Below are 14,106 nucleotides of genomic sequence, written 5' to 3'. Positions count from 1 at the left end.
GCTACAAGGGTTCACGATAAATACTTACTTTTTTTGTGGAATTAAGGTTAAATATATTATATCCACAATAAAGATAAGGAATAACTTATGAACTGGCCATTATTTTCTGTCATCTACTCAATGACAGCCACCGTGACTATCGGACTTTTTATGATTGGTGCTCTCATTACAGGGTTCGATGAGATATTGCATATTCAGATAGCGGTTGGATTGGGCGTTCTAGCTTCGATACCTGCAGGGTTATTCTTTACCAAAAAAATTGGTAGTATTACTGGGAATGAGGAAGGTTATAAGACATAAAGGCAACAGTAAAACATAAAGACAAGCAGTGTTATCGATGTGAAGTGGAACCGCCCATCAACAAACAAAAAAAGACCTCAATATTGAGGTCTTTTTTATCATTAAAACTGTCTGCTAACTAGCATCGAAGCTAGATTTAATACAGTTCCATTTATTGAAGTTCGACAACCGCGCCATTTTCGATATTGGCATATACTTCTAACACATCCCAGTTGGTCAAACGAACACAACCTGCTGAGCCTTGACGGCTGATACCTTCAGGTACTGGTGAGCCATGTAAACCGTAAGAAGGCTTAGATAATCCCATCCAAACGACACCGACTGGGTTGTTTGGTCCTGGTGCTATCATATGAACTTTCTTTTGAGCGCCTTCACCAACGGTTGATTTATACCAAGGCATTTTCACTTTATTGATGATTTTGAACGTGCCTTTTGGAGATGGTGTGGCATCACTACCAACGGTCGTCGGATAAGTAGCAACCAATTTGTCACCATTGTAGGCATACAATGTTTTGTCGGCTTTGTTGGCAACCACGCGATTGATACGTTGGTTCAGCTTGTCACGAGTATTTAGTACTGTGATAGTCTCGCCAACAGCGTACTTTTTATTCTTGTTGAGTTTGTCTAAGTAACGTACATCCATATGGAAACGTTCACCTAGCATCTCTTTGATATCTTGATAATAAAGACCTTTCATTTTTGACTTCGCTTCTGAACCAGAAGGTGTGGTCGCAAAATTGGTATTGATATCGTCTGCGGTCAACGTGTAAGTAACAAGGACAGGTTTGTTCGCAGGGATATTTTTAATCAAGGCATTCCAAGTTTTTTGATCCATTTTACCAGTCGCTGGCAAGCCTTTCATCGTTTGGAAGTTAACAAGGGCTTTTTTGCTGTTCATGCCCCAACCACCATCGATAGGGCCAGGAGAAGCATGGTTCCAATCGAGCAGCGCCTGCATTTTGATCGTCATCGCTGAGTTGACTTTCATATTAGGTGACCAGACAGCACCGTTTACTTGCTTAGCATAGTTCGACAAGTTCAGTGTTGTATGCTTCTTACCATCTTTGTCTTCGATGTTTTTGATGGTCGGATCATCGCTAAAGTCTTGACGCTTCTCACTCTCTGGCAACTCAAAAGCGAGTGGATCAGAGGAGTCGATAGATGATAGGTCGCTAGGCGCAGCGACGGCTTGACCTTCACTAATGTCATCGTTACGGTCAGCTTGCTCATCTTTACGCGTCAGTTCTGCTGCACTCATATTGTCAGCAGCTGGGGCTGGCACATTTTGATTGGCTTCTTGCTTATTATTGATAAGCTGGTTCATGCTGTCGACTGGTTTCGCTTTCTCTGTATTCAACTGTACAGTAGCAGCGCCATCTGAGCGACTACGGTTCTCTTGCACATTCAGGCTAACCTTTTTGGCAAGACCTGGCATAGCGTCAGCCGTGCGTACTGGCAATGTGCGAGTACTATCGGCAGGTGCAGCAAGTGCGGCTACACTAGCACTTACAGCTGCGATAGATATGGCAGTAATAATTGGCTTTATTTTCATCATATTGAGTCACTTGTGATTGCTACTAATGCGGCTATTATGCGCATAATTTGATTGCATCGCAAACTTTTGACACATCTTTTTGCATTTAAGACTTGCCAAACGTCAACTGCTGACGTATTCGCTACAGTTGGGTAATAATTTAACCAAGGTGTATATGGCGTCGTGCTCGATTCTTACGCAAACTGTTCATTATTCGCACTATTTTTTATGCAAGTAAAAATGACAGTTATTGGCGCTACTAGAGGTTTACGTCTATAATGTATGACTGAATTTTATTTAATATAACGATTTTTAGCAAAAAGCAATTTAACCCGCTAGCAGTTAATCCACAAGGTGCGATATGTCAGAAGACCAAACAATGAGTGCAGAAGAGTTTCAAAACCAATACTTCAATGATGAGTCTGAGGGCTTAGACGGTGAGATGGAGTATGATTTAGAGACTGGACTTCTTGGTGAGCACGATGAATTTGCTAACTTACATGCAGAGCTAAACGAAGCACGTGAGCAGCTTGTCAGTATTCGCGACTTTATTCGTTTTTCAGTCACGCAGCTGCGTAACTATGACGTCGTTGTTGCACAAGGCACGACCGATGAGTTTGCAGAAGCGTCAGCCATTGTCTTGCACTCTTTGTCTCTCGATTGGTCTGCCAATGAGCAGATTTTAGACTGTCGTCTGACCACGTCTGAGAAGCAGTTGGTACTAGGGCTGTTAGAAGAGCGTATCGCTGAACGTAAACCACTCAGTTATTTGATTAACTTGTCGTACTTTTGCGATTTGCCTTTTTATGTTGATGAGCGTGTTCTTATCCCGCGCTCACCGATTGCAGAGTTGATTCGTCAGCAGTTCCATCCGTACTTTGAAGTTACCGAATTGGCCAAACCACTGGGTGTCAGTCCGAACGAAAAGTCAGCGGTATTTTATGACCATGGCTTGGATGTGAAGCAGTTATCGCAGCCTGAGCGTATCTTGGACTTATGTACCGGCTCTGGCTGTATCGCAATCGCGCTTGCTACTCGTTTCGTTGATGCGTTGGTTGATGCCGTTGATATCGATAAAGGCGCATTAGAAGTAGCAATGGTCAACGTCGATCATCATGACCTTGGCCATCAAGTAAACGTAATCGAGTCTGATTTGTTTGCCAAGATACCTGCTGAAAATCAGTATGAGCTTATCGTCACCAATCCGCCGTATGTAGACGCTGCTATCATGGCAGATTTGCCGCCTGAGTTCTTATATGAGCCTGAGCATGCACTAGCAGCGGGTCAAGATGGCTTAGATTTGGTACATCGTATTTTATTTGAAGCGCCAGATTACCTTAGCCCAGATGGGTTGCTGATCTGTGAAGTGGGTGACAGCGAATGGGCGCTAAAACAAGCCTATCCTGAAATCCAATTTGATTGGTTGAAGTTTGCACATGGCGGGCATGGTGTCTTTGCGATTACCTATGATGAGCTAGTCTCAAACCGTCAATTGTTTGCCTCTTATGTTCAGCTATTAGATAGCCTTCAATAGACAAATATTAGGTTAAATAGACGTCGGCTGCACGAGCCGAAACTATAAGCAACAACTACAATCACTCATGACAAGCAACACAAGCAATAACCATGAGTGATTGGTCACATAGTCATCAGTAGCGTTTACTTGTTTAAGGACAGTTATGGCAGGCAATAGTATTGGGCAGGTTTTTACGGTCACCACTTGCGGTGAGTCACATGGCGCAGGCCTTATGGCCATCGTTGATGGCGTACCACCAGGTTTAGCATTATCTGCAGACGACCTACAAGTAGATTTGGATCGTCGCAAACCGGGTACGTCTAAGTATTCAACCCAGCGCCGTGAGTCTGATGAAGTTGAGATTATCTCTGGCGTATTTGAAGGCAAAACCACAGGTACGTCTATCGGTCTATTGATTCGCAATACCAATCAAAAATCTAAAGACTATAGCGATATCAAAGATACTTTCCGTCCTGGACACGCTGACTATACTTATAGTATGAAATATGGCTTCCGTGACTATCGTGGTGGCGGTCGTTCGTCAGCGCGTGAGACGGCTATGCGTGTAGCAGCTGGTGCTATCGCCAAGAAATACTTGCAAGAACGTCTAGGCGTACAAATTCGTGGTCACGTGACTCAGATTGGCAATGAGCATAGTAATGTCTTAGACCCAAGCCAAATTGACTGGGAATTCGTAAATAGCAATCCGTTCTTTTGTGCAGACAAAGAAGCGATTGGCCGTTTTGAAACTTTGATTGATAACTTGCGTCGTGAAGGCACTAGCTGTGGCGCGCGCCTTGATATCATTGCGAGCGGTGTACCAGTAGGCTTAGGTGAGCCAGTATTTGATCGTTTAGATGCAGATATTGCTCATGCGATGATGAGTATCAATGCGGTCAAAGGCGTCGAGATTGGTGATGGGATGGCGGTAGCAGGTCAATTTGGACATAGCGCTCGTGATGAGCTGACCCCAGATGGGTTTGCAGCCAATCATGCCGGCGGTGTCTTGGGCGGTATCTCATCAGGCCAAGATATCCGTGTAAGTATTGCTCTAAAACCAACGTCTAGTATTACTACTGCTGGCAAGAGCATTAACACTCAAGGTGAAGCAGTCGATATGCTGACTAAGGGTCGTCATGATCCTTGCGTTGGTGTGCGTGCTACGCCTATTGCCGAAGCAATGCTAGCGATTGTAGTGCTTGATCATTATCTGCGTCACCGTGGTCAAAACGCGGATGTGAAGCCGCCAGTACAATCGATTACTTAGTATTTTTGTCGTAGAGTAATCAGCCCTTTGTTGTTTCCAGTAGTTTAATACTAGAAATGATAAAGGGCTTTCTTATATCCAAGTAAAATACAGGTGTTACCTAAATACAATCAATGCATTGAGCGAGCAAGATATTAGGCTGCCAGTTGATATTCATCAATAGCGACACACTGTTGATGGCGAAAGACCAATAACAACCGCTGACTAGGAATCGCTAGCCAATGACCAAACTCAATACTATCGACGCCTTGGCTCGTTAATGTCTGTGCACAGTGATGACGGCTAAAGCCGATTAGGTTATTGATAAGATGGTTATCCTTTAATTGATGTGACATAGATTTTTTACTCCTAATTTACTTTACGAATTTGACGGTTCAACAGATCCTAGTACTATCGTAAAACAAAGAAGTAGAAATCCTGTGTAGTCATGATGGAAAGTTGATGAATCCATATATAGTCATTCCACTATAAAAGTATTACAGCGTTAACCTCGCTTGAAGTATCACATATACATCTGCACTCGGTTGCCTTGTACTACTCTTAAATTGAATCGACTATAAGTTATTATTTTCAGGCCAATGGCAGGGTGATACTAACCATCACACCAGAACGCTGGTTTTTACTAGTATCAGTGTTATCAGGTGTAGCTTTATCAGCATTGGCATGGACATTATTGATGGCTACCTGACCACCATGATGTTCAATTACTTGCTTCACTAGTGTTAGACCAAGGCCCGTGCCCTTTTTAAGCGTATTACTACTATGGTCAGTCTGCCTCGGCTCAGTCGTTGGATATACCGAGTCTGTATTTAGGTCATTGCTGTCTGTTTGATTCGTTGTTTGAGATGATGGTAGGCTTTGATGAGACAAGCTAAAGTAACGCTCAAATGCTTTTGCGACAGCATATTCGGGTAGTAGTTTACCATCATTGCATATATCGATAGTGACGGTCCGAGCAGTGCTATGCAATGAAATCTCAACGGTACGATTTGCAAAGTGTATCGCATTATCAAGCACATTTTGCAGTACCTGTATTAACCAAAACTGGTCAGCATACACACTGGTTGATGCCAGTATTTCTGCTGGCAAGTTTGCGGTGGTGGTCACACGTTTATCGTCGATGTATATATCAATGGGGTTGAGGTTCTGCTGTTGCTGCTTAGCAGAATTATCTTTGATAAGGCTCTGCAATATGGGCAATAGGGGGGTCAATTGCCGATTGAGCTTAAAGGTAGGTTGTTCCACTTTAGCCAGCAACAGAAGTCGGTCGATGAGCTGTTGCATCTTTACGCTTTGCTCACCTACCGTCTCAATGAGCATCTGCCGATCTTCATTATCCAGTTTATTGCCATCCAATCCATCGTCCTCTAACAGCTCACTACTGGCACGTATTGCAGTCAAAGGGCTTTTTAGCTCGTGAGTGAGCGTATGAACATAATCAGTGACGTAAGCACGGTTTTCGAGTCGATGCTTCATAGTCTCGATAGTATCTGTCAAGCTATTTAGCTCATGCCCTAGATAGAAATAGGGCTTTTTGGTGTCTTCTGCCAATGCACTGGTATATTGAGTCACCAAGGTAATGCTCTGCTTAAGCCACCATGCTACTAGACCTGCCAGTATAAGGGCGGCGATACTGATAAGTAGTGCAGTGATGAGCATGCGGTTACGCGTGTCATCTAAATAAGGCAATACGCTAGCGACAGGCTTACCGACACTGACCACACCGATGATATCTCCAGACGGATTTTTGATGGGCTGAGCCACATACATGACCGAACCATCGCGCCGCTGATAATCTCGCAGTGTGCTTCTTGCGCCGTATTGTCCTTTTAACGTGAGATAGACATCGTTCCAGCGCCCGTAGTTTTGCCCTTCATTATTATCAGGTTTGGGTAATGAGTCATAAATGACTATGCCGCTACTGTCTGTCACATATACACGAAAGCTACTGTAGCTTTTGGTTTGATCGACAGGACTGAGCGTTTCGCCCATCGTTGGCATGCCGACAAATGCAGCATCAAGTTGCGCTTGATAGTCCTCGTCATATAACTGTCCTGTAGATAACGGCACCTGTAGACTGGCCGCGAGCAATTTACTGGTGTCTAGAAGCGTGTCTTCAATAACCTGCTGCGCGGTTGGCTTGACGTAGCCAAACAACTGAGTAAACACGACCACGCCGCATATGACGAGCACTAGTGCAACGGCTAGCCAAATTCTAAAAAATATACTTAAATTGAGCAGTCGTTTGCGTTTAGGGGCTTGCTGAGCAGTACCAATAGGATGCAGTTTGGCATACCAATTGCTTTGGTCATTATGAATATCATTTTCAGCAGGATTGGCATTATGATTCATAAACTAGCAGCCACTGTTAAGCGGGACATAAGGCGTAACCCAGTCCGCGATGCGTATGGATGACATCGACATTAGCATCTACTATAGCAAGCTGTTTACGAATTGATTTGATATGACTGTCTATAGTGCGTGCCAAGCGGTGATCAGGATAGTCGCTTACTGAACTAAGTAACTGCTCACGGCTAAAGACTTGCTGCGGTGCTCGTAATAGTGTCAGCAAAATTTTGCGTTCTGTATTGCTAAGCTCAAGCTTTTGCTCTTGCCACGTTAATGAATAGTTGAGCGGTTGATAATGCCAAACACCAGATTGGTTCTCAAACGTTAATGCTTGTCCTGATAGATTATTCGAGGAAGTATTATCAGTACTGTTATCTGAGTTTATGGTATGAGAGCCTGACTGTTGAATTAGCTGTTCACGGCGCCAAATGGCTTTTAAACGCGCGACCAACTCACGTGGACTAAAGGGTTTTGCGCAATAATCATCACCGCCCATCTCCAACCCCAAAATACGATCGACCTCATCGCTACGCGCGGTCAAAAACACGATAGGCAAATCTTTTAAGGCGTCGATATCAGGTGTATGACGTATTTGTTGACATAGACTCAAACCGTCACCGTCTGGCAGACCGACATCCATAATGATAGCTGATAGATCTTGTGCCTCATGACTATGCAGCATGGGTAACACGCTACTGGCGTTATCCAACCAAGTTATCTGCCAACCTTCGCGCTTGCAGGTGACCTTGAGTGACATCGCGATCGCAGGATCATCTTCTACCAGTAAAATATGAGTCATAGTCTCTACATCGTCTTATAAGATTAGTAAATTATCGTAGCACAAAACAGCAGGCTGCTCTTGTTGCCACGAGTCAAATGGTGTGAAAAGTTAATGGAAAAGTAGGGTATTAAGTGGACAGTTTGTGATGTAATTATTTTAATACATTCGACAAAAAGGCCAGCTCAATAAATAAGCTGGCCTTGGTAACGAAGATTAAGCATGACTGTCTATTAATAGACTAAGCGAAAACCTATTTAAGACCTTTGCAGTTGGCATAGTAGCTCACTGTAGCGGGCCAATCTGAAAAAATGCCTTGGACACCGACGTCTTGCGCTAGTACATCAATATAATTCATCATATCACCATCATTGTTGATAGCATCGCCAAGACCGCTATAGTACCAATCGCCACCATCTGCTAATGGCCCTGAACGCTCTATCGACCAGGTAATGATTTTTAGACCATTGGCCTTGGCTTGTTTTGCGTATTCTGATGGTTGCATATTTCCCTTACCATCAGTAGTGACTAACAACCAAAGTGCTGGTGCAATGGTGTTGATGCCACGTGCTTTGATATCAGCCAATGAGTGCTTCCATGTGGTTGCGTCATCTTTATTAAATGTTTTATCCTTAGCGGTCTCATTGCTGTCATCAATAAGATAAACGGCATTGGCCCCATAAGCTGGCTCGTTTTTGATCCAGTAATCCAGATCTTCTATATTGAATGACTGGGCAAATACATCGCTTGCAGGTACATCCGCTGCCTTATAAGTATCTATCAGCTGTTGGCGGTAATCGTTCAAACGATAGCCGTTAAACGGCATAGTCACTGCAGGTGCCTTTAGCTCAGGCGTGTGCTTCATACCCAGCTTGCGAGCCAACGCGATATGCTCTTTTAGAGTTAACACTTTGCCGTTTTGCGAGTACAAGTCCGTTCGCCAAGGCGCGGTTGCATTCATATACTCGCTAATGCTGGTTGCTTTTTTATTGGCAGCATCCATCTTACCCGTCAAGGCTTTAAACTGAGCGGCACTGATATCTGAGGTACGGCATTCGATACTATCAGCATTGGTAAGTTTGCCTTTAGCATCTAAGGTGGGCGGTACAGTGCATTGCTTGGCGAGCGGCGTGGTTAGAAGATTAGTAGTGGTGTGCAAATCATTTTGGGCATGACGACAGACAAGCTCACCGTCATTGGTAAAAGCGACATCACATTCCAAGATGCCAGCACCCATTTGTGCTGACGCCACGTAGCTATCATAAGTATGTTCAGGCAGCTGTAATGGCGCACCTCGATGCGCAATAGAGAAGTCTGTCTTACTTGGCAATTGCCCTTTGCAAGCCTGTAGCTCTTCTTTTAGTGGTCCCTCATCCATATCGTTTATCAGATAAAACGGACGCACTCCATAGGTATATGCGACAGGTGAGGACGATTGTAGCTGTGATTGCGGTTGCGCTGTCGATAAAGGGGCTTTTGATGTGAGCACTGAGCGGCTATCGGTAGTGCAGCCTACTATCAATAATGAGCTGATCAGCGTTAAAGGTAAGGCGAGATTAATCTTATTAACCTTAGCCGGCGTCTGTTTACTCAGCTCAAGCGCTGATTTATTAGAAATTGTCATGTAAAATGTTCCTGCAAAATTATAAAAAATCCCATCGGTCAGATTGATAGGAATTGAAAAATTAACGTTTGACTATTGGTTGCTACTTGCCAAAAGAAGCTAAGGGTCATGCATTCTTGTAAAAGCTTAGCCTTGTAAGAACTTAGTCTTGTAAGAAATTAGCATTAATGCGGATACAATTGTAGGCACATGTACTAAAGAATAGACAGCTGACAGTATTTGAGCTTGATAGTTTTAAGCTTGATAGTACTGAGCTTATCGGTCGTAAAATCATACGTGTCTCCTTATACTGTTCACATTTTCGCTATTGTCCGTTTAGCACCTCACTATTGACCATACTCTCAAACTAACAGATGATATTGACCATATAATGACACACACATTATTTTGGCAAAAAATATAGAAATGCTTAAGGCATATCTCACTACATTATTAAGGATAACTATGAGTAACTATTTAGACGCAGTCGTCGTTGAGCACAATCCCTCTCAAAAAAAGATAGATCGCGCAGTGATTTGGCTACATGGCTTAGGTGCTAGCGGTCATGATTTTGAGCCAGTGGTACCGCAGCTTGGCTTGGCTGATGATATGGCAGTACGTTTTATCTTCCCACATGCACCTAAACGCCCAGTCACGGTAAATGGCGGCATGGTGATGCCAGCATGGTACGACATCATAGAGATGAGTCTAGAGCGTAAAGTAGATGTTGCTCAAATTGAAGAGTCTGCTCAGCAGATACAAGATTTGATCAGTCGTGAGATAGAGCGCGGCGTGTTACCAGAGCATATTGTTATCGCAGGGTTTTCGCAGGGCGGGGCAGTTGCGTATCATGTGGCACTTGGTTATCCAGAACGTTTGGCTGGCTTGATGACGCTCTCTACCTACTTAGCAACCAATGACAATATTGAGTATAGTACTGCCAATAAAGATATGCCGATTTTGATTGAGCATGGCTCGCATGATCCAGTCGTGCCTGTCATCCTAGGTGAGCAAGCCCAGCAGTTATTGTCGGCAAAGGACTATAATGTGTCTTATAATACGTATCCGATGGCGCATCAGGTTTGTATGCCGCAGATTCAAAACATCGGCAAATGGTTAAACACTATTTTGGCATAAATTATTAAGCTGTAACGTAATGTAATGCAGGCTACTTATAGGTTGAAACATAACCGATATCTCCTATATAATAGCCAGTCTTATTGGGGATGTTCTGGCTTCGACGCTGGTGATGAAACTCAATGATGCATGTCGAGAGTGTATGTCCTCTCGTTAATCAAACATATATTGTTATAGTCGCAAACGACGAAACTTACGCTCTAGCAGCTTAAACCCTGCTTACTTAGTTGCTGATCACCTACAGTTGGTTAACTAAGTTGAAGCGTCCGCATGTAGGCTCGCCACAAGTGATTGTCTCAATTGCTTGGGTTCAAAAGTAGAGAATCGTCCAATCCATCCTGACTGTCGGATCGGTGCGGATTAAAACTAAAGACAGAAACTAAACATGTAGATTCATGAGCGTAATGCTGGCGGACGCGGGTTCAACTCCCGCCATCTCCACCAAACACTGATAAAGGGCTGACCGTCATAGACTGTTAGCCCTTTATTTTGGGCGTTTTTTGGGTTTTCATTACCTCATAGGGGTATGGCGAACCATATAGAATGTTGGTATTATTGTTGGTATTAGAGTTTATACACGCTCTCAATACTAACAAAGGATAGCCCAATCCCCTTAACTCATACCGTCATCAATAAGCTATCACTTAGTACACCTCAATTGATACAAAGCGACCTGACAAGCATAGTGATGACGGTAATGGGCTGCAATTACGGGTACATAACAGCCGATAAGATGAAAGCCAAACGTTTGCACATTGTACCGTTAGCACCGCAAGCAATGGCGATACTGAAGCAGATCAAAGAGTTAGGTTTTTCCGATCAGTACGTTTTCTTTAATGCCTCAACCTGTAAGCCATACAGTCAAAGCGCATTTATTAATGCCCTATAGAATATGGGCTATACCTGAAGCCATTAGACATGGGTTAAATAGGTACTAGCAGCTACAAGGCAATGAAGCTTATAGCAGAGTAATGAGCTGTCGATACAAGAGCTAATTTAAGTCTAATAGAACCGTTTAGTTAAGAACTAAGGTATTTCATATCAGCTACACGTTTCTCTTGTTGCTCTTGAAGAGCTGATAATTTTTCAATGAGCATTGTAATTTGAGAGGCACTCATTAAGTAAGGTTTGAATTCTTTGCTAGCTGAGTACTTGAAATATTCTGTATTCTGATCGCTGGTGGTTAAATATTTCATTGACCACTTATTCCAATATCGTTCTTCAACTGTACGACAATCGATAACTTCTAAATCAAAATGTCTTTCATCGTTAACCAATTTTCTCAATAGATTGTTAATTACAGGTCGTGCACCTTCGATAACTTGGAGGAAGTAGTTTTCATTCATCACTAACACCCCAGTAACGCCACTACGTTCATTGTTTCGTCGCGCTTGCTCTAGAATACGTGCTACTTCGATATTTGCATTTTTGGTGTTATAACGGCTAATATAAGTTAAACGTAGGATAATATGTTCACCATGATTTACATCCAAATTTTTTATCTCTTCAAGCGCAGTCAAATTTGACTCCATAGCTTACTCCACTTAATTAAATGTCATTTAATCGTTTGCTGTCACTATTAGAATCAACATTGATAACTACAGCTAAGAATTATGAAGCAATTATAGTAGATATAGTAATTTAGGGCTTGCTAGCAAATGTAGCAAGCATGTAAACATGATGTATTGCGCGGCAATGACTAATTGCTGTGAGCAGATACAGAGAAAATGTCGGAGAAATATATAAGTTTTATGGTTAATTAAAAAGAATGATGCCGATATACTTTAGATGGGTAAATAAAAACTATCTATATGGATTAATCATTAGGTTTTTAAAGTTGAATCGCAATTTTTTGTTGTCTATGGAGGACATAATATTAGCTTGTCTTAAAGAATAATTCTGATTATTCTTAATTGAGGCTTATTCTTCGTATCAGGCGATGCAGTAGCAAGAATAAGCGGACTTTCAAATAACTACAGGGAATGTATTATGTTAGGAAAAATGATGTATCAGCCATTGCTGATCAGTGGTCTAATCGAACACGCTGCCCGTTATCATGGTGATACGGCGGTTTTGTCCAAAGAAGTCGATGGACAGATGACTCATACCAATTGGCGTACTGTCTCAGATAACTCAAAACGATTGGCCAATGCATTGGCTACACTGGGACTTAAATCATCAGAACGCATAGCAACTTTGGCTTGGAATAATCGTCGTCATTTAGAAGCTTGGTATGCGATTTCAGGTAGTGGCATGGTTTGCCATACTATCAATCCACGTTTGTTCCCCGAGCAGCTTAGCTACATTATCAATGACGCTGATGATCGAGTACTGTTTTTTGATACTACTTTCCTACCGCTAATTATGGCAATCAAAGAGCATATCAAAGGTGTCGAACACTTCATTTGTCTAAGTGATCGAGATGATAGTATTGTCGAAAAACTGCCTAATGTACTATTCTTTGATGAGCTATTAGCAGAAAACTCGACTGCCTTTGACTGGCCTCAATTCGATGAAGCGACCGCCAGCTCTTTATGCTACACCTCAGGAACTACCGGTAATCCTAAAGGGATTTTATATACGCATCGCTCTTCTGTGCTGCATGCGATGGCATTGTGCATGCCTGATGTCTCCGCGCTCTCTGCACAAGATGTTTTGTTACCCGTGGTACCGATGTTCCATGTCAATGCGTGGGGCACACCTTATGCAGCTGCCTTGACTGGTTGCTCTCTCATACTTCCTGGTCCAAATCTCGATGGTGATAGTCTGGTATCTCTCATTGATGATTGTCATGTCACGGTTGCTTTGGGCGTCCCAACGATTTGGCAAAGTCTATTGACCGCTGCCAAAGCCAGAGGTAGTAAGCTTGATAGCATGACGCGTACTATCGTCGGAGGAGCCGCATGCCCACCATCGGTGATTAAAACCTTTAGAGAAGATTTCAATTGCGATGCGATACATGGTTGGGGTATGACGGAAACCAGTCCGCTTGGGACGATGAATCAAATAAAAGCAAAGCATAAATCGCTGAGTAAAGATGAGATTAATGAGTTGCGTAACTCTCAAGGTCGTCCGCCCTACGGCGTTCAGCTACGTCTCATAGATACTGATGAGCCGCTACAGCGAGTTGAAGAAGATGGTATGTCTCAAGGTCGTTTACAGATCAAAGGACACTGGATCATCAACGATTATTACACAGAAAATCCTGATGCAATAACTGAAGACGGTTGGTTCGACACAGGCGATATTGCAACCATTGATGCTGATGGCTATATGAATATTCGGGATCGCTCAAAAGATTTGATTAAATCTGGTGGGGAGTGGATATCGTCAGTAGAGCTAGAAAACATCGCAGTCGCCCATCCGCAGATAAGAATGGCAGCCGCTATTGCTGCAAAGCATAAAAAATGGAGCGAGCGTCCAGTATTGATTGTGGTAAAAGAACCAGATTCAGAAATCGAGGAGTCGCAAGTACTGAGCTTTTACGAAGGTAAAATCGCCAGCTGGCAAATACCGGACAAAGTCATATTTGTAGATAATATCGTCCTAAATGGCGCTGGGAAAATGGTCAAAAAAGATTTGCGTGATGACTATGGCAGCGTATTGTTGGATAGCTGATTTG

Annotated in this window: 12 protein-coding genes and 1 other RNA gene; 7 read left to right on the top strand and 6 right to left on the bottom strand. The window is 43.0% G+C overall.

Features of this window, described 5'->3' with window-relative positions:
* Window positions 1-87 precede the first annotated feature (87 nt).
* A complete protein-coding gene (locus JMX96_RS01890) occupies window positions 88-300 on the top strand; it encodes a hypothetical protein (RefSeq protein ID WP_201566955.1) in 213 nt (70 codons plus the stop codon).
* Between the two features lie 151 nt (window positions 301-451).
* Here JMX96_RS01890 and JMX96_RS01885 read toward each other — a convergent pair whose 3' ends face one another.
* Window positions 452-1,855 carry a L,D-transpeptidase family protein gene (locus tag JMX96_RS01885; protein ID WP_201566953.1) on the bottom strand — a complete coding sequence of 468 codons (1,404 nt, stop codon included), beginning with the start codon at window positions 1,853-1,855 and terminating at the stop codon, window positions 452-454.
* Between the two features lie 340 nt (window positions 1,856-2,195).
* On the opposite strand from JMX96_RS01885, the gene prmB reads away from it, so the two are divergent.
* Together prmB and aroC are read left to right on the top strand one after the other, a co-directional pair.
* Window positions 2,196-3,368, top strand: coding sequence for a 50S ribosomal protein L3 N(5)-glutamine methyltransferase (gene prmB / locus JMX96_RS01880; RefSeq protein ID WP_101206117.1), 1,173 nt, complete (start codon window positions 2,196-2,198; stop codon window positions 3,366-3,368).
* A gap of 145 nt (window positions 3,369-3,513) precedes the next feature.
* Window positions 3,514-4,617 carry a chorismate synthase gene (gene aroC / locus JMX96_RS01875; RefSeq protein ID WP_093068921.1) on the top strand — a complete coding sequence of 368 codons (1,104 nt, stop codon included), beginning with the start codon at window positions 3,514-3,516 and terminating at the stop codon, window positions 4,615-4,617.
* Window positions 4,618-4,751: 134 nt separating this feature from the next.
* Here the strand turns inward: aroC and JMX96_RS01870 are convergent, their stop codons facing one another.
* The 4 genes from JMX96_RS01870 to JMX96_RS01855 form a co-directional block, all read right to left on the bottom strand.
* On the bottom strand, window positions 4,752-4,952 hold the full coding sequence (locus tag JMX96_RS01870) for a hypothetical protein (protein ID WP_201566951.1): 201 nt from the start codon (window positions 4,950-4,952) through the stop codon (window positions 4,752-4,754).
* A 235-nt stretch (window positions 4,953-5,187) separates the two neighbouring features.
* Window positions 5,188-6,969, bottom strand: a complete 1,782-nt coding sequence (gene creC / locus JMX96_RS01865) for a two-component system sensor histidine kinase CreC (RefSeq protein WP_201566950.1) — start codon at window positions 6,967-6,969, stop codon at window positions 5,188-5,190.
* Window positions 6,970-6,985: 16 nt separating this feature from the next.
* A complete protein-coding gene (locus tag JMX96_RS01860; RefSeq protein WP_201566949.1) occupies window positions 6,986-7,765 on the bottom strand; it encodes a response regulator in 780 nt (259 codons plus the stop codon).
* Between the two features lie 232 nt (window positions 7,766-7,997).
* Complete coding sequence (locus JMX96_RS01855; RefSeq protein ID WP_201566948.1) at window positions 7,998-9,368, bottom strand: glycerophosphodiester phosphodiesterase family protein; 1,371 nt, start codon at window positions 9,366-9,368, stop codon at window positions 7,998-8,000.
* Between the two features lie 444 nt (window positions 9,369-9,812).
* On the opposite strand from JMX96_RS01855, the gene JMX96_RS01850 reads away from it, so the two are divergent.
* From JMX96_RS01850 to JMX96_RS01840, 3 genes are all read left to right on the top strand, one after another.
* A complete protein-coding gene (locus JMX96_RS01850) occupies window positions 9,813-10,484 on the top strand; it encodes an alpha/beta hydrolase (protein ID WP_201566947.1) in 672 nt (223 codons plus the stop codon).
* Between the two features lie 85 nt (window positions 10,485-10,569).
* Window positions 10,570-10,928, top strand: a transfer-messenger RNA (tmRNA) gene (gene ssrA / locus JMX96_RS01845).
* A 289-nt stretch (window positions 10,929-11,217) separates the two neighbouring features.
* Window positions 11,218-11,373, top strand: a complete 156-nt coding sequence (locus JMX96_RS01840; protein WP_201566946.1) for a hypothetical protein — start codon at window positions 11,218-11,220, stop codon at window positions 11,371-11,373.
* Window positions 11,374-11,503: 130 nt separating this feature from the next.
* Here JMX96_RS01840 and JMX96_RS01835 read toward each other — a convergent pair whose 3' ends face one another.
* Entirely contained in the window at window positions 11,504-12,004 is a 501-nt protein-coding gene (locus JMX96_RS01835) for a BLUF domain-containing protein (protein WP_227676849.1), read from the bottom strand.
* Between the two features lie 469 nt (window positions 12,005-12,473).
* On the opposite strand from JMX96_RS01835, the gene JMX96_RS01830 reads away from it, so the two are divergent.
* Window positions 12,474-14,102: a long-chain-fatty-acid--CoA ligase gene (locus JMX96_RS01830; protein WP_201566944.1), complete on the top strand. Its 1,629-nt coding sequence runs from the start codon at window positions 12,474-12,476 to the stop codon at window positions 14,100-14,102.
* The last annotated feature ends 4 nt before the right edge of the window (window positions 14,103-14,106 follow it).

Source organism: Psychrobacter sp. JCM 18900, from assembly GCF_904846625.1.
In the GTDB taxonomy this organism is placed as follows: Bacteria; Pseudomonadota; Gammaproteobacteria; order Pseudomonadales; family Moraxellaceae; genus Psychrobacter.
The sequence above is the reverse complement of the archived record's forward strand: the minus strand, read 5'-3'. Positions and strand labels throughout refer to the sequence as shown.

Coding starts and splice junctions, on each gene's coding strand:
- JMX96_RS01890 (WP_201566955.1), top strand. CDS start 88: ATGAACTGGCCATTATTTTCTGTCATCTACTCAATGACAGCCACCGTG.
- JMX96_RS01885 (WP_201566953.1), bottom strand. CDS start 1,855: ATGATGAAAATAAAGCCAATTATTACTGCCATATCTATCGCAGCTGTA.
- prmB (WP_101206117.1), top strand. CDS start 2,196: ATGTCAGAAGACCAAACAATGAGTGCAGAAGAGTTTCAAAACCAATAC.
- aroC (WP_093068921.1), top strand. CDS start 3,514: ATGGCAGGCAATAGTATTGGGCAGGTTTTTACGGTCACCACTTGCGGT.
- JMX96_RS01870 (WP_201566951.1), bottom strand. CDS start 4,952: ATGTCACATCAATTAAAGGATAACCATCTTATCAATAACCTAATCGGC.
- creC (WP_201566950.1), bottom strand. CDS start 6,969: ATGAATCATAATGCCAATCCTGCTGAAAATGATATTCATAATGACCAA.
- JMX96_RS01860 (WP_201566949.1), bottom strand. CDS start 7,765: ATGACTCATATTTTACTGGTAGAAGATGATCCTGCGATCGCGATGTCA.
- JMX96_RS01855 (WP_201566948.1), bottom strand. CDS start 9,368: ATGACAATTTCTAATAAATCAGCGCTTGAGCTGAGTAAACAGACGCCG.
- JMX96_RS01850 (WP_201566947.1), top strand. CDS start 9,813: ATGAGTAACTATTTAGACGCAGTCGTCGTTGAGCACAATCCCTCTCAA.
- JMX96_RS01840 (WP_201566946.1), top strand. CDS start 11,218: ATGAAAGCCAAACGTTTGCACATTGTACCGTTAGCACCGCAAGCAATG.
- JMX96_RS01830 (WP_201566944.1), top strand. CDS start 12,474: ATGTTAGGAAAAATGATGTATCAGCCATTGCTGATCAGTGGTCTAATC.